The sequence below is a fragment of the Pseudalkalibacillus sp. NRS-1564 genome (assembly GCF_050467905.1).
Lineage (GTDB): Bacteria > Bacillota > Bacilli > Bacillales > Guptibacillaceae > Guptibacillus > Guptibacillus hwajinpoensis_B.
This window is the reverse complement of the sequence record NZ_JBITPM010000049.1, coordinates 1-14941: the sequence shown is the minus strand read 5'-3', so window position 1 is coordinate 14941 and position 14941 is coordinate 1. Positions and strand designations below refer to the sequence as shown.

The window sequence follows — 14941 nt, the reverse complement described above, 5'->3', positions numbered from 1 at the left end:
TTAAATTTATGGGGGAATCTGCAATGGATATTTTACAAATAGAAAATCTGTCTAAAGTGTATGGCAAAGGGGAAACGGCCGTGAAGGCACTCGATGACGTCTCATTTTCAGTTAAAAAAGGAGAATTTGTCGTCATTATCGGCCCATCTGGTTCAGGGAAGTCAACCTTGCTTCACCTACTCGGTGGCGTGGATCGACCGACGAGCGGCAACGTTCTCGTCGATAATACCAACATCTATCAACTCGATGAAACGCAGCTTGCCATTTTTAGAAGAAGGCAAATCGGGTTGATTTATCAATTCTATAATTTGATTCCAATCTTAACCGTTGAAGAGAACATTACCCTTCCGATGCTACTGGATGAACATAAAGTTGACCAAAAGCAGCTTGAGAATATCGTCGGCACATTGGGCTTACAAAATCGGCTTGGGCATTCGCCGAACCAGTTATCAGGAGGACAGCAACAGCGTGTGTCAATTGGGAGGGCACTCATTAGTAATCCTTCCATTATGCTCGCCGATGAACCGACCGGAAATCTAGATAGTCAAAACAGCAGTGAAATTATGGAGCTGCTGAAAATGTTTAATAAAAATTACAACCAAACGCTGATTGTCATCACGCATGATGAACGGATTGCTTTACAAGCGGATCGTGTCATTTCGATTGAAGACGGGAGGATTGCCAAAGACGAGGTGATCCGTCCATGAACATCGTAAATAAACTGACCGTGAGGCATTTGAAGGAAAATAAAAGACGGACGCTGGTTACCATCATTGGTGTCATTATTTCCGTAGCGATGGTCATGGCTGTCGCGACGCTTGGTGTCTCGTTCATGGATCTCTTGCAACGACAATCGATCGCGACGGATGGAGAGTGGCACGTTCAATATGAGAACGTCGATTCCGATCAAATTGAAGCGATCGAAAGCGACGAATCAACCAAGACTCTGGTTCTCGCAAACGATGTAGGTTATGCCAAATTAGATGAAGCGAAAAATGAAAGCAAACCTTATTTGTTTATTAAAGAATACAATGAGCAGGGATTCAAAAACTTCCCAATCGAAATAAGCGAGGGACGCTTGCCGCAGGAAGACAATGAGATTGTGTTGTCTGAAGAAGTTGCGGGGAATGCAAAGGTGAAACACGGAATTGGCGATCAACTCACACTGAACGTTGGCGAACGCCAGATGGAAGGTGTTGAACGTCCTTTTTCTCAAAACGATCCCCTCCAAACGGATGTAGAAGGTGCAAGTGAATCATTAGAAAATGAGAACACGAGAACGTATACGATTGTAGGAACAATCAAACGTCCCACATGGGAACCCGCGTGGGCGCCCGGTTATACGGCGATTAGCTATGTCGATCAAAGCCTTATGAATAGCAAGGACACCGTTGATGCTGTCGTCGTGTTGGACAAAGTGAAACGATCTCTTTATGAGCATGCAGAAGCGCTGGCGAAACAAAACAATATTGAAAACGTCTCGTTTAACGATGAACTGCTTCGCTACTATGGCGTGACCGATAACGATAATCTGTTAACAACAATGCTACTGTTAACCGGAATTATTATGAGCGTTATCATTATCGGTTCCGTTGCATTGATTTACAATGCATTTGCGATTAGTGTTTCCGAACGTTCGAGACATTTAGGTATGCTGGCGAGCGTTGGAGCGACGAAACGACAGAAGCAAACATCGGTCTTTTTTGAAGGAGCGATTATTGGCCTGATCAGTATCCCGATCGGAATTCTTGCTGGATTTGCTGGAATAGCGACTACTTTCATGTTCATTAATTCCTTTATTGAAGGGGCGCTTGGGGGTACAGAAAAGCTCCAAGTCGTCGTAACGCCTCTAAGTATTCTCGTTGCCTGTGGGATTTCAATCATCACAATTTTTATTTCATCCTATATGCCAGCACGTAAAGCATCGAAGATCTCAGCCATTGATGCTATCCGACAAACGCAGGATATCAAGCTATCGGGCAAAACAGTGAAGACTTCCAAACTGATTCGAAAATTATTTGGGATCGAAGCTGAGATCGGCTTGAAGAATTTAAAGCGGAATAAAAGAAGGTATCAGGTGACCGTTTTTTCCCTTGTGATTAGCATTATCCTGTTTCTATCTGTTTCCTACTTTACATCGAATTTAGAAAAATCGGTTGAGCTCTCGCAGCAAAACCTCAATTTTGATATTCAAATAAGTGGAAACAGCGTTGAGAAAGGGGATCTGGAGCCGTTTACGAAGCTCAAGAATGTTACGAAAGCAAGTATGACCAAGGAACTGGTGTTAAACACCTATGTGGATGATGATGCTATCCCAGATGGATTAGAGGAAAACTTATATCAGGATGAGAGCTTACTAAGGGATGGGAAATACCAGTATAATGCGGTTTTACATGGCTTAGATGAACAAAGCTTTAACGAATATGCAAAAAAAGTAGGCGTGGATGCAGAGAAACTTCAGGATCCGGAGAAACCGGCCGGTATCTTGATTGAAAACGTCTCTTATATGGATCCTGAGACAAGCAAGATTAAGGAAACAAAGTCTCTCAACGCCAAAATAGGGGAAAGCATCGAGCTATCTTCAATGAATTATGAAACAGAGGAAGTAAAATTAATAAACAAAGTTAAAATCGGTGCTTTAACGGATGAACTGCCAATGGGAGTGAGTAGGTCTGGTGCCGGTGGACTCGACGTCATTGTTTCTGAGGAAACCATGAAGGGGATGATTGATAAAGACGTTCAAAAAGACGTGCGAACCTCTCTCTATATGAACAGTTCAGATCCAATGGCTACGCAAGAAGCGATTGAAGAGATGAAACGATCCGATCTGTATGTTTATAATGTTTTTCAAAATAGACAGCGCGACAAGCAGATGATTCTGTTCATGTCGGTCTTCACGTACGGATTTATTTCGTTAATTTCCCTAATCTCAATCGCAAATATCTTCAATACAATCTCGACAAGCATTTCTCTTCGCAAGCGAGAATTCGCTATGCTTAAGTCCGTTGGGATGACACCGAAAGGATTTAGTAAAATGATGAACTACGAAAGTATCTTCTATGGCATGAAGGCAATCCTCTATGGGATTCCAATCAGCATCGCAATCATGTTCTTGATGTATTTGTCATTTAGAAGTACGTTTGTCTATGGGTTCACATTGCCGTGGATGAGTCTTCTCTTTGTGATCATTGCCATCTTCATCATCGTAGGTTCCGCAATGTTCTACTCTATTAAGAAATTAGACAAGAATAATATCGTTGATACGTTGAAGCAAGAGAATGTGTAAGCGGTGGAAGCGGAGGGCGGGGTCAGGCTCGTGCCTGACCCCACCAAAAGACAAAAGCAGCAAAAGTGTCCTTCAATGAGGGACACTTTTTTTGCTTTTGTAAGTCTGAGAATTTCTTCGGAGCCTTAACGAATAAGGGGGATCGTTGTGAATGAAAGCGAAGGGGTCAGAGAGGGGTCTGACCCCCTCAAAACACAACTGTTCCCCCCACCCCCGCAATCATGTATAATAAACCTGTTACCAATTACATAGTGATCGATTCAGGTGTCTTTTCAATGAAGACTTAATAGGGAAGCTGGTGCAATTCCAGCGCGGTCCCGCCACTGTAAATGGTCGCCTGCTGCAGAATCCACTGTTCGTAACAGCGAATGGGAAGGAGCAGCATGCGATAACCATGAGCCAGGAGACCTGCCTGAGTCTAGCGCGAACAGCCTACGAGGATAGGGATGTGCGAACGGATTCAGGTGCTGCCTTTGGCACACCGTTACTTCCATTCGACCATCTCCATGCCCTCGTGCGTGGGGATTTTTTAGTTTAGAGACATCAGAAAACAGGAGGAGAAACACACATGAAAAAGCTTTATTCACTACTCGTTTTACTTTTTCTCGTTACAGGAATCATCGCAGGTTGCGGAGCGAGTGAAGAGAACAGCGCGACAAATGAAGAAAATGCGAATACAGAGCAAGCTGAACAGTCAGAAGATAGCGCTTTCCCAGTAACGATAACGGATGCGTTGGACCAGGATGTTACGATCGAAAAAGATCCTGAAAAAATTGTCTCCTTAATCCCGAGTAACACTGAGATCCTTTTCGACCTGGGAGCAGGGGAAGAAGTCGTTGGCGTATCTGACTTCGCCAACTATCCGGAAGAAACGGCTGATATCGAAAAAATCGGCGGCATGGAATTTAACGTGGAGAAAATCATTTCTCTAAAGCCTGATCTCGTACTTGCACACGGCTCAAGCGCACATAACTCAGAAGCAGGTCTACAGCAGCTTCGTGATGCTGGAATCACCGTACTCGTTGTGAACGATGCGAAAAGCTTCGATGAAGTGTACGCTTCCATCGAAATGATCGGACAAGCAACTGGTGAAACGGAAGAAGCGGAAACAGCGATCGATGAAATGAAGCAAGATCTTGAAGACATTCAAGCAAAAGCAGAAAGCATTAGTGAAGAAGATCAGAAAAATGTCTTCGTCGAAGTTGCCCCTGCGCCTGAAATCTACTCTCCAGGGAAGAATACGTTTATGGATGACATGCTAACGATGATTCACGCGAAGAACGTGACGCACGATCAGGAAGGCTGGAACCAGGTGGATCAGGAAGCGATTATCGAAGCGAATCCAGACGTGATCATCACAACGTACGGCTACTATACAGAGAAGCCAGTTGAACAAGTGTTAAGCCGCGACGGCTGGCAGGACGTAACGGCTGTCAAAGAAGAGCAGGTTGTTGACGTACACTCTGACCTCGTTACGCGCTCTGGCCCTCGTCTTACTGAAGGAGTAGAGGAACTTGCAAAAGCGGTTTATCCGGATGTTTTTGCTGAATAAACGGTTCATTGCCTATCCGATTGCGATAGCACTCTTAATTGGTGCCATGCTCCTTGGCATTTCAATCGGTACTGTTTCAGTTCCAGTGCTTACCATTCTAAAATTAATCGGAAGCGAAGTTTTACACCTTCCATTCATAGGCAAAACCGATCCAATGTTTACAACGATTGTGATGGATATTCGCTTGCCACGCGTCATTTTGGCAGGTCTAGTGGGGGCGTCTCTTGCGATAGCAGGGGCCGCCTTTCAAGGTCTTTTGCGTAATCCACTAGCGGATCCGTACGTGCTCGGCGTTTCATCCGGAGCATCAGTTGGAGCGGTACTCGTGCTGTTTTTCAACCTGTCCATTCCGTTTGTCGGCATGTTCACCCTACCAGTTATGAGCATCGCTGCATCGATTCTCACGATTTTCCTCGTGCTTTTCTTCGCACGACAAATCGAGCGATCGATGCGCGTGGAGACGATCATCCTAACAGGAATTGTGTTTAGCTCATTCCTTGGCTCACTCCTGTCACTTATGATCGCCTTAACAGGAGAGGAGCTTCGTCAAATTATCGGCTGGCTTCTTGGAAGCGTGTCGATGCGCGGATGGGAATACATCGGAATCATTCTTCCATTTTTCATCATCGGCTCAGGGATCCTGCTGTTTAGCAGCAAGGAGCTGAACGCGATGTCGTTTGGTGAAGAACGCGCTCAGCATATCGGCGTAAACGTCGCGAAACGAAAGCTTTGGATTCTAATCGGCGGCTCGATTTTAACAGGGGCAGCTGTTGCGGTTTCAGGAACGATTGGTTTCGTTGGCCTTGTGATTCCGCATTTAACGCGCCTTCTATGGGGCCCGGATCACAGGCATTTACTGCCACTATCCATTTTACTTGGAGCTGCTTTTCTAATCATCGCTGATTTAATTTCAAGAACGATCATTTCACCAACTGAGCTGCCGATTGGCGTCATCACATCGCTTATCGGTGCCCCGGTATTTGCCATCATTTTAATACGAAGACGTAAGGAAAGAAGAGGATAAGCATGCTAAGCGTACATTCTGTTACAGGAGGATACCCCGGTCACGACGTGCTTGATGACATCACGTTTGATGTGAATCAAGGTGAGCTTCTCGGGATCGTTGGACCAAACGGAAGCGGCAAAACGACTATTTTTAAAATGGTTAGCGGCATTCTAAAAGCAAAGTCCGGCTCAATCATGCTCAAAGATAAGCCGCTCTCAAGCTACTCAGCGAAACAGCTGGCGCGCGTGCTTGCGGTTCTTCCACAGCATGCGGATCAGGCTTTTCCTTATACCGTTAAAGAAACCGTTTCGCTCGGACGCTACGCCCATCAGACGGGATGGTTTCAAATGTGGAGCGAGCATGACGAGATAGTCGTGCAGCGTACAATGGAGCAAACGGGAATCGCCGCCTTCGCGGATAACTACGTGAACGAACTCTCAGGCGGTGAGCGTCAGCGCGTCTTTCTCGCACAGGCGCTTGCGCAGGAACCCGAGATTCTCTTATTAGATGAGCCGACGAACCACCTCGACCTTTCTTATCAAAAAGAACTGCTCGATCTCTTAAAAAAATGGACGCGCGAACAGGGGCTAACGGTGATTTCGATTTTTCACGACTTGAATCTGGCAGGTCTGTACTGTGACCGCCTGCTTCTTCTTGAAAATGGGAAAATCAACATGCACAACAAGCCAAATGACGTCCTAAACGAACAGCGCATTCAATCGGTTTATCGCACAAAAATTGAAAAGCATCCGCATCCGACCGTGCCTAAGCCACAAATGCTCTTATTACCAGAAAAACAGGCAGAGGATCAAAGCGATCTTACCATTGATGAGCGCTACCTTGAGCGGTCAGAAAACATGATCACTCTCACGACACCATTTCCGCTTCGGACGATGTCTTCGGGGGTCGTAGGATCTAGAACTGGCTGGTATCGCACGTTCGTCAACCGCCACGTCCCTAAAAGCTACAGCTGTTCAGATCATAAAGAAGAAATGGCGACGTTTTTAGAGGAGCACGGCATCGATCCGACAGAAACAGTTGGCATGATGACTGCCGTTCGATTAGAGGATGTCTCTTACCGCTTAGTAGAAGATGAAGGGGTTTCGGTATTTGTCGTTGTAACGGCAGGCGTTGGAAACGCCGTTGATGCCTCGAAAAGCGCAGAGCACGTATACGAGCCGCTCCCTGGAACGATCAACACGTGGATTTTCGTGAACGGAACGCTCACAGATGAAGCGTTCATCCAAAGCATCATGACCGCAACGGAAGCAAAAGTTAAGGTCATGCACGACCAGCAAGTAAAAGACTCGGTGACAGGCACCATAGCAACAGGTACTTCTACAGACAGCATTCTGGTCGCCGCGACACAGCGTGGACAGCATCAGGCATACGCGGGCACGATCACAACGCTCGGAAAATTGATTAGCCTCGGCGTTTACACCTGTACAACAGAGGCGCTTGAAAAGTACCGCACGAGGCTCTCGCTATGATCATGCATCACCTTCTTGCGATTAGCCTCGCTTTTTTTCTGGATTTGCTGATTGGCGATCCACCAAAATGGCCGCATCCGGTGAAGTGGTTCGGCTCACTTATCAGCTTTCTCGACAAATGCTGGAACCATGGTGCGAACCGCAAACAAAAAGGTGCCCTCATGACGCTAACCGTTCTTGTCGTTGTGATCACGCTAACCGGGTTTACCGTTTTTCTTGCTTACACCCTTCACCCGCTTGTGGGGATTTTCTTTGAAGGCATTCTCATCGCAACTACGATTTCGCAGAAAAGTTTGCGGCAGGCGGCGCTGGACGTGTATAAGCCGCTTCAGCAAGGCGATATGACAGAAGCACGACGCAAGCTTTCCTGGATCGTTGGTCGTGACACAGATCAACTCCATGAAAGTGAAATTGTGCGAGGCACTGTTGAAACCGTCGCTGAGAACACTAGCGACGGCATTACGGCACCGCTATTCTGGGCGCTTATCGGCGGTAGCGTTGGGGCGGTGGCCTACCGAGCGATTAACACGTGTGATTCAATGGTTGGCTATCGAAACGAAAAATACGAAGCATTTGGCTACGCCTCTGCGAAGCTTGATGACGCTGTGAACTGGATTCCAAGTCGCATCACAGGCTGCTGTATGATGCTTTCCATAAAGCCGGAGCATACCGCAAGAAGCCGCGCCTGGCACGTTCTATTTCGCGATGCAAAACAGCACCCGAGTCCAAACAGCGGCTGGGGAGAAGCGGCAACGGCAGCGCTTCTCGGCGTGCAGCTTGGCGGGGTGAACACATATAAAGGCATCGTCTCAAACCGTGCGCTTATCGGTGATAGCATCATCAAGCTAAGCGCCATACATATTCCAAAAGCGATTGCGATCATGAATCGCACGAGCATTCTTTTTCTACTTATCTTATGGATCGGAGGGCTTTTCCTTGCTACCATCACACGGCTCTAATCCGCACTATTTATATGAATCGCTGAGTATCGCACAGCCTGAGGAGACGCTCGATTTCAGCGCAAACCTAAATCCATTCGGTCCTCCAAAGGCGCTGATCGAAAAGTGGCCTGACGCTTTCAACCTCATCACAACATACCCTGACCCCCACGCGTCCTCGCTAACGAAAAAGCTTGCAGCAATGCACAATACAGAAGAAAGTCGCGTTCTCGTAGGTAACGGTGGTGCTGAGCTAATCACGCTCGTCGGCCGTTTTCTTTTTCATAAACGAGTTTGTATTGTGCAGCCTGCTTTTTCAGAGTATGAAGAAGCGTGCCGTAGTGCAGGCTGCGAAATTACTTACCATACGCTTGAAGAGGGGTGGCGTCTCGACCCAAACCCACTTATTGAAAAAATGAATCACCTTGACGCCATTTTTCTCTGTACGCCAAATAACCCAACCGGTGTTTCGTACGATCCTGAAGCAGTCAGAACACTGATCGCTGAAGCAGAAATACGAGATTGCTACCTGATCATCGATGAGGCCTTCGCGGACTTTTTACATGAAGAGCCCAGCTATACCGTCGAGCTCATGACAAATAAGAACCTTATCATTCTGCGCTCGTTAACGAAAATGTTCGCCATTCCAGGCTTGCGTTTAGGTTATATGATGGCGCATCCTGAAGCGATTAGCGCGATAAAAAAGCTCAAGCCACACTGGAGCGTCAACGCCTTGGCACTTATGTCTGGTGAAATTTGTATCGAAGAACAGGCGTATATGACGGCAACGCGAAAGTTCATTGAGGAGGAACGTGAAAAGCTCCAGACTTTTTTCGAAAAGCATCGCTATATTTACTCACGATCAAGCGTGAATTTTTATTTGCTGAAAGATCCTGAACGAACCGATCAAGCGCCGCTCATGCACTACTTGATGAAAAACGGCATCGTCCCAAGGCATACGGAGAACTTTCCAGGTCTAAACGGGCGCTGGCTCAGATTTGCGATTCGAACTTCCGATGAAAACGACCGACTCATGGAGGTGCTAGCATCATGGCGAAGCTAATCTTTATAACCGGTGGCGTGAGGAGCGGGAAAAGTCGTTTTGCGGAAAAGCGAGCAGCTTCGGTCCGGACAGAAAACAGTACGCTTCACTATATCGCCTGCGGTCAGGCAAGTGACGTAGAGATGGAAGCGCGAATTAGCCGTCACCAGCAGGACAGGGAAAAGGCCATTGTTCCATGGCAAACAGTTGAATGTCCAAAGGATGTAGGAAGCGCCACCTCACAGCTGGAAGCGAACGCGGTTGTTTTGCTTGATTGCGTGACAACGCTTCTATCCAATGAATTGTTTCAAAACGGAGACTGGTCAAACGCCATTTTTCAGGAACAGACGAAACAGAAAATTCAGCGTGATATCGAAAAACTTAACGAAAGCTCAGAAGCCCTCGTCATTGTTAGTAATGAACTTGGGCATGAACCGTTAGATGGGGAGCTTGTCTCCGTTTATGCACGTTTGCTTGGTGAGATTCATCAGTGGATTGTTAGCCAAGCGGACGAAGCTTATCTGATTGAAATGGGCCTGCCGCAGGTTATGAAGGGAGACGGAATCACATGAAGGGTGTCATGATTCAAGGAACGGCATCAGACGTTGGCAAAAGCTTGATCGTGACGGCCCTCTGCCGTCTTCTCGCAAACGAAGGCTATGCCGTCGCTCCGTTTAAATCACAAAACATGTCGAACAATTCTTACGTAACAATGGAAGGAAAAGAGATCGGACGGGCACAGGGCGCGCAGGCAGAAGCCGCTAGAACCGAAGCGAGCGTCTGGATGAATCCAATCTTATTAAAACCAAGATCCGATCAGCATGCGGAAGTGATTCAGTTCGGAACCTCTTACCGCACGCTTTCGGGCAAAGATTACCGAGAATCGTACTACGAGATGGGCATAGAAAGCATTGCGCGTGCGCTCGATCACCTACAGCAGAACTATGGTGTGGTTGTGATGGAAGGTGCGGGCAGCCCGGTTGAAGTCAATTTAAAAGATCGCGAGCTCGTAAACATGAAGGTGGCTGAAATGGCCGATGTTCCTGTCATTCTTGTGGCGGACATCGATCGCGGCGGCGTGTTTGCAAGCATCGTCGGCACGCTTGAACTCCTGGATGCTCACGAGCGCAAGCGGGTGAAAGGTATCATTATTAACAAATTTCGTGGCGATCCAGCGCTCTTCGAAGATGGCATCACATGGCTTGAAGAGCGAACCGGTCTACCAATGATCGGCGTCCTTCCTTACGTGGAGCATCATGTGGAAGGGGAGGATTCTCTCTCGCTTACCGATCGGTTTACACAGAAAAAGGGCGCGCTTGAAATCGTCGTGCTTCAGCTACCGTTTGTTTCGAACTATAGCGATATAGAGCCGTTTAACGATGAGGACGTCACGGTTCGCTGGGTGCAGCACTCGGATGAAGTTGGCGAGCCAGATGCAGTCATTATTCCTGGAACGAAAAGTACAATCCGTGATTTGGATTGGTTGAAGGATCGAGGTTTTAACGACGTGTTACAAAGCTACATAGCACGTGGCGGAAGCCTTGTTGGCATATGCGGCGGCTATCAAATGCTAACGGAGACGCTGATGGATCCTTATGGCGCAGATACAGGGGAGCCTGGGAAAACGGTTGAAGGAATGGGGCTCATTCCCGCGCAAACGTCGTTTCATAAAGAAAAAACTACTGTACGAGTGAGCGGTTCACTGCATTCAGCTACTAATCTAGCAATGCCAATTGAAGGCTATGAAATTCATCTAGGGGAAACACGTTTTGCTCATACAGCCAAACCTTTTCTCCAGATCGAGGGTCGGCCTGAAGGCTACTATGGTGAAGGAGGTCGCGTGATTGGTACGTATTTGCATCATCTTTTTCATAACGATGAATGGCGAACCGAGTGGCTGAATCGTCTGCGAACGCGGAAAGGATTACCGCAACAAAAGCAACTCAACCGTACTAGTATGAAAGAGAAAACGTACGATCATCTCGCTAACCAGCTGAAGCCACACTTGAACTGGGAGCTTATGAAAAGCATCATGTTTCAGCGTGAGCGCCAATGAGTTTGTGGCAAGGATTTCTTATTAATGTGCAATTTTTCACCGTTATCCCTGTGCGACGTGAACTTTCAATGGAGCGGGAGCCGTTAACGCGCTCGGTTCAAACGTTTCCGATTCTTGGACTGCTTCAAGGTTTACTATCGGCAGCGCTTCTCTACGGGCTCATCGAATGGACGCCTTTTTCGTCGCTAGCGATCGCGTTCATTACATGGGTGTTTCTGATGGCGCTAACGGGCGGTCTTCATCTTGACGGCTGGATGGATGCGAGCGATGCGTTTTTCTCGTATCGCGATCTAGGGAAACGTCTTGAGATTATGAAGGATCCACGGACAGGGGCTTTCGGCGTGCTTTCGGTGATTGTGCTTCTCTCGGCAAGGTTTCTTTTTCTTTATGAAATCATTCAAATGGCGACGTTCAGCTCGTATGTCCTCATTGCGGCCATACCCTTTTTAAGCAAAAGTGTGATGGGGTACTTCTTGCTAAGCATTAAGCCTTCGAAACAAGAGGGGCTTGCTTACTTTTTTCAGAAATCGATTCAGCGATCAAGCCTATGGATTTATCCGATTTATTGGATCGCGCTCATCGGAATGATGGTGCTACTCTCACCGGAGGTTTTTCTAGGCATGCTGTTGTTAAGTGCATTGACAGTTCTTTTTACGATCGTGATGAGAAGAAAGATACTTAGCTGGTTTAACGGCGTAACCGGAGATGTGCTCGGCGCGAGCGTTGAAGGGATGGAGGTGATCTTATGGATGAGCGTGTGGCTATTACATTATTTCGTCATGGGATAACGGATGATAACAAGCGCGGGGCTTATATTGGCTGGACAGATACACCGCTTAATGAAGCCGCAGAACTTGCTACAGTCGACGCTGATCAGTACGATCTTATTTTCACGAGCGACTTGCAGCGATGCATGCAAACAGCGAAACGTCTCTTTCCAAATCGGAAAAGAATTCCCATGCCTCTGTTGCGGGAAATCCTGTTTGGGGAATGGGAAGGAAAAACATATGCCGACCTTGAACATGATACCCAATACAGAAGCTGGATTGATGATCCATTTACCATCTCTCCACCCGGAGGTGAGAACTACGTTCAATTTGGTCAGCGGATTGAAGAAGGGTTCAAATCGGTCATCGAACAGGTCATTGAATCACCAAATCAGAGAGGTATTGTGATTACACACGGAGGCGTTATCCGCTATTTGCTAACCAAGTATGCCCCAGAAAAGCGTTCGTTTTGGGAATGGAAAGTTCCCCATGGTTCAGGAATCGAGCTTGAATGGAAACGAGATGATTTAAGGAGGGATAGGCGATGCACTTCGTTACAGGAGGTGCCTATAACGGCAAATCGAAATGGGTGAAAACGTTCTACGGATTAACGGAGGATCACTGCTGGAGATCCGCTTATGACCAAATGAAAATCCCGCTTAATGTAAGCCGCTTCTACGGAGATGTCGTTGTTCTTGAAGGTGTAGAACAGTGGATCAAAGGACTTACGGCTGACTCGGGACATGAAGAATGCCGGGCAATATGGCAGTCGCTGTTAGGCATCTGGCGCTCGTGGGAAAGCGAGCAACATGAGCGGACGGTCGTGATCATAGGCGCGGATATTACTAAAGGAATCGTACCAATGGAAAAAGAAGAGCGCGAATGGCGTGATTTAACAGGATGGGCGTACCAGGATTTAGCGGCCATAGCCGACCGTGTTGATGTGATCTGGTACGGACTCAATCAGCAGCTAAAATAATCGAGGGGGAATAGGGATGAGAATTTATACACGAACAGGTGACGAGGGAAAAACGAGCATTATCGGGGGAAGAGTCGATAAAGACGATGTACGAGTAGAAGCTTACGGCACAGTGGATGAAGCGAATGGCTTCGTTGGACAGGCGATCGTTGAATTAAGCGAGCTTGGCTCAGATCAATTTACGGATCTTCTAGAGGATTTGGAGAAAATTCAGCATGAGCTCTTTGACTGTGGCGGCGACCTTGCGAACGTCTCACCAAAACGAGAAATAAAGCTAATGGAAGAGTCGATTACGTACCTTGAAGGACGCATCGATGAATTTATTGAAGAAGCGCCAGCGCTTGAGAAATTTATCTTACCTGGTGGAAGCAAGCCGTCCGCAACGATTCATATCGCTCGCACAATCACACGTCGCGCCGAGCGCCACGTCGTTACGTTAAATAAAGTAGAAGAAAACATCCCACCCGTCCCTATGAAATACTTAAACCGCCTATCAGATTACTTTTTCGCCCTTGCTCGCGTGATCAATTTCCGTTTGAACGTTAAAGACGTGGAGTACGTAAGAAGCGCAAAAGTATTCCGTGGCGGCAAGCGTAAAGGAGAGTAGGCATGTCGGGAAAACGCGCCAGCCTTCTCGCTATGTTCGTTGCACTATCCGTTGTTGGGGCGCTTATTAAAATTCCATCCGTCATCGGAAGCGTTGCGCTCGATGCGTTTCCAGCGCTCGTAGCTGCCGTTCTCCTCGGAAGCAGGAGCGGTTCGCTGATCGCAGGTTTTGGTCATCTACTATCTGCGCTCATTGTCGGCTTTCCGCTCGGTCCCATGCATCTACTGATCGCGGTAGAAATGGTGGTGCTCGTTTGGCTTTTCGGTGCGCTTTATGAGAAAAGCAAACGAAAAACGGCTGTTGGATTCTTTTTAATAGGAAATGGAGTTGTTGCTCCACTACCGTTTCTTTTTATGCTCGGCACGGGCTTTTACATGGCGATTATGCCAGGGCTAGTTGTTGCGTCAGCGATCAATCTCGTACTTGCGATGGCTCTCATCCCACGCTTAGCAACGATTTTTGAGAAAAAAGGACTTGCGAGCTTATGAGAGACGGTACGATGATTCCGCTCGATGACGAATACCTCGTGATCACAAGTGATAACAGCGGAGGCATTGGAGAGAAAGAGCATGATATCGTGAACGTGCCATATGATGTGCTTTCTTACTTCGCTTTTCGCGTAGCGGTAATGGAAAATATCGCGCACGGAGCAACGCCACTTTCTGTCGTTTTACATAACTTCTGCGGCGGCGCAAAGTGGGAGGAGCTTGTAAGCGGCATCGAGCGAGGAAAAAGAGAATTAGGCATGAACGAGCTGACAATCACAGGAAGCTCCGAAACGAATATGCCTCTCCTCCAATCAGCGCTTGGCGTGGTGGTAATTGGACGGAAGCAACGTAACGAACTTCCTGAAGTATCGCTAAGTGACGGTATCCGATTCGCCGTAATCGGGAAACCGCTCGTTGGCGATGAAGTGATGAACGAGCCGAATGCGATAGCACCACTTGATCTGTTTCAGTGGGTGAGTGAACAGGAAGGCGTTCGAGCTGTGTTACCTGTCGGATCAAAAGGGATACTGTATGAGTTAAATGAGCTTCTATCAGATGATGAAGTGGTGGATGAACAGGTGATGGTAGATCTGGACGTTCATAAATCCTCAGGACCGTCTACTTGTTTTATTGTCGCTTATTATAAAGAGGTAGAGGAGCAGTTACGTGAACGAGCGGGTGAGCTTTTTCATGTAGTGGAAATCGAAAGGGGTCAGGCACGTGCCTGACC

15 protein-coding genes and 1 riboswitch are annotated in these 14941 nt (G+C 47.3%); all 15 genes read left to right on the top strand.

Annotated features, from left to right (window positions below):
• Positions 1-23: 23 nt before the first annotated feature.
• Positions 24-707 carry an ABC transporter ATP-binding protein gene (locus ACIFPW_RS21090; protein ID WP_430247031.1) on the top strand — a complete coding sequence of 228 codons (684 nt, stop codon included), beginning with the start codon at positions 24-26 and terminating at the stop codon, positions 705-707.
• Positions 704-3286 carry an ABC transporter permease gene (locus ACIFPW_RS21085; protein ID WP_430247030.1) on the top strand — a complete coding sequence of 861 codons (2583 nt, stop codon included), beginning with the start codon at positions 704-706 and terminating at the stop codon, positions 3284-3286. Before ACIFPW_RS21090 ends, ACIFPW_RS21085 begins: the two co-directional genes overlap by 4 nt.
• Positions 3287-3531: 245 nt before the next feature.
• Positions 3532-3716, top strand: a riboswitch (cobalamin riboswitch).
• Positions 3717-3854: 138 nt separating this feature from the next.
• Positions 3855-4838, top strand: a complete 984-nt coding sequence (locus ACIFPW_RS21080; protein WP_430247029.1) for an ABC transporter substrate-binding protein — start codon at positions 3855-3857, stop codon at positions 4836-4838.
• Positions 4801-5862 carry a FecCD family ABC transporter permease gene (locus tag ACIFPW_RS21075; protein WP_430247028.1) on the top strand — a complete coding sequence of 354 codons (1062 nt, stop codon included), beginning with the start codon at positions 4801-4803 and terminating at the stop codon, positions 5860-5862. The genes ACIFPW_RS21080 and ACIFPW_RS21075 overlap by 38 nt, the downstream gene beginning before the upstream one ends.
• 2 nt (positions 5863-5864) lie before the next feature.
• Positions 5865-7334, top strand: coding sequence for an adenosylcobinamide amidohydrolase (locus ACIFPW_RS21070; protein WP_430247027.1), 1470 nt, complete (start codon positions 5865-5867; stop codon positions 7332-7334).
• Positions 7331-8293: an adenosylcobinamide-phosphate synthase CbiB gene (gene cbiB, locus ACIFPW_RS21065; protein WP_430247026.1), complete on the top strand. Its 963-nt coding sequence runs from the start codon at positions 7331-7333 to the stop codon at positions 8291-8293. Before ACIFPW_RS21070 ends, cbiB begins: the two co-directional genes overlap by 4 nt.
• On the top strand, positions 8271-9335 hold the full coding sequence (gene cobD, locus ACIFPW_RS21060) for a threonine-phosphate decarboxylase CobD (protein ID WP_430247025.1): 1065 nt from the start codon (positions 8271-8273) through the stop codon (positions 9333-9335). Before cbiB ends, cobD begins: the two co-directional genes overlap by 23 nt.
• Complete coding sequence (locus tag ACIFPW_RS21055; RefSeq protein ID WP_430247024.1) at positions 9323-9886, top strand: bifunctional adenosylcobinamide kinase/adenosylcobinamide-phosphate guanylyltransferase; 564 nt, start codon at positions 9323-9325, stop codon at positions 9884-9886. Before cobD ends, ACIFPW_RS21055 begins: the two co-directional genes overlap by 13 nt.
• A complete protein-coding gene (locus ACIFPW_RS21050) occupies positions 9883-11370 on the top strand; it encodes a cobyric acid synthase (RefSeq protein ID WP_430247023.1) in 1488 nt (495 codons plus the stop codon). Before ACIFPW_RS21055 ends, ACIFPW_RS21050 begins: the two co-directional genes overlap by 4 nt.
• Entirely contained in the window at positions 11367-12158 is a 792-nt protein-coding gene (gene cobS / locus ACIFPW_RS21045) for an adenosylcobinamide-GDP ribazoletransferase (RefSeq protein ID WP_430247022.1), read from the top strand. Before ACIFPW_RS21050 ends, cobS begins: the two co-directional genes overlap by 4 nt.
• The gene (locus tag ACIFPW_RS21040) at positions 12116-12730 is read left to right on the top strand and encodes a histidine phosphatase family protein (RefSeq protein ID WP_430247021.1); all 615 of its coding nucleotides are present in this window, start codon (positions 12116-12118) and stop codon (positions 12728-12730) included. The genes cobS and ACIFPW_RS21040 overlap by 43 nt, the downstream gene beginning before the upstream one ends.
• A complete protein-coding gene (locus ACIFPW_RS21035) occupies positions 12682-13116 on the top strand; it encodes a bifunctional adenosylcobinamide kinase/adenosylcobinamide-phosphate guanylyltransferase (protein WP_194218468.1) in 435 nt (144 codons plus the stop codon). Before ACIFPW_RS21040 ends, ACIFPW_RS21035 begins: the two co-directional genes overlap by 49 nt.
• Before the next feature lie 16 nt (positions 13117-13132).
• The gene (locus ACIFPW_RS21030) at positions 13133-13723 is read left to right on the top strand and encodes a cob(I)yrinic acid a,c-diamide adenosyltransferase (RefSeq protein ID WP_430247020.1); all 591 of its coding nucleotides are present in this window, start codon (positions 13133-13135) and stop codon (positions 13721-13723) included.
• Between the two features lie 2 nt (positions 13724-13725).
• Positions 13726-14211, top strand: coding sequence for an ECF transporter S component (locus ACIFPW_RS21025; protein ID WP_430247019.1), 486 nt, complete (start codon positions 13726-13728; stop codon positions 14209-14211).
• Positions 14208-14939 (top strand): ATP-binding protein, encoded by a 732-nt coding sequence (locus tag ACIFPW_RS21020; protein ID WP_430247018.1) that lies wholly within the window; start codon positions 14208-14210, stop codon positions 14937-14939. The genes ACIFPW_RS21025 and ACIFPW_RS21020 overlap by 4 nt, the downstream gene beginning before the upstream one ends.
• Positions 14940-14941: the final 2 nt, after the last annotated feature.

Bases quoted from the DNA above. Each gene is read 5' to 3' on its own strand.
- cobS (WP_430247022.1), top strand. From the start codon at position 11,367: ATGAGTTTGTGGCAAGGATTTCTTATTAATGTGCAATTTTTCACCGTT.
- ACIFPW_RS21080 (WP_430247029.1), top strand. From the start codon at position 3,855: ATGAAAAAGCTTTATTCACTACTCGTTTTACTTTTTCTCGTTACAGGA.
- ACIFPW_RS21050 (WP_430247023.1), top strand. From the start codon at position 9,883: ATGAAGGGTGTCATGATTCAAGGAACGGCATCAGACGTTGGCAAAAGC.
- ACIFPW_RS21055 (WP_430247024.1), top strand. From the start codon at position 9,323: ATGGCGAAGCTAATCTTTATAACCGGTGGCGTGAGGAGCGGGAAAAGT.
- ACIFPW_RS21030 (WP_430247020.1), top strand. From the start codon at position 13,133: ATGAGAATTTATACACGAACAGGTGACGAGGGAAAAACGAGCATTATC.
- ACIFPW_RS21070 (WP_430247027.1), top strand. From the start codon at position 5,865: ATGCTAAGCGTACATTCTGTTACAGGAGGATACCCCGGTCACGACGTG.
- ACIFPW_RS21085 (WP_430247030.1), top strand. From the start codon at position 704: ATGAACATCGTAAATAAACTGACCGTGAGGCATTTGAAGGAAAATAAA.
- ACIFPW_RS21020 (WP_430247018.1), top strand. From the start codon at position 14,208: ATGAGAGACGGTACGATGATTCCGCTCGATGACGAATACCTCGTGATC.
- ACIFPW_RS21035 (WP_194218468.1), top strand. From the start codon at position 12,682: ATGCACTTCGTTACAGGAGGTGCCTATAACGGCAAATCGAAATGGGTG.
- cbiB (WP_430247026.1), top strand. From the start codon at position 7,331: ATGATCATGCATCACCTTCTTGCGATTAGCCTCGCTTTTTTTCTGGAT.
- ACIFPW_RS21040 (WP_430247021.1), top strand. From the start codon at position 12,116: ATGGATGAGCGTGTGGCTATTACATTATTTCGTCATGGGATAACGGAT.
- ACIFPW_RS21025 (WP_430247019.1), top strand. From the start codon at position 13,726: ATGTCGGGAAAACGCGCCAGCCTTCTCGCTATGTTCGTTGCACTATCC.
- ACIFPW_RS21090 (WP_430247031.1), top strand. From the start codon at position 24: ATGGATATTTTACAAATAGAAAATCTGTCTAAAGTGTATGGCAAAGGG.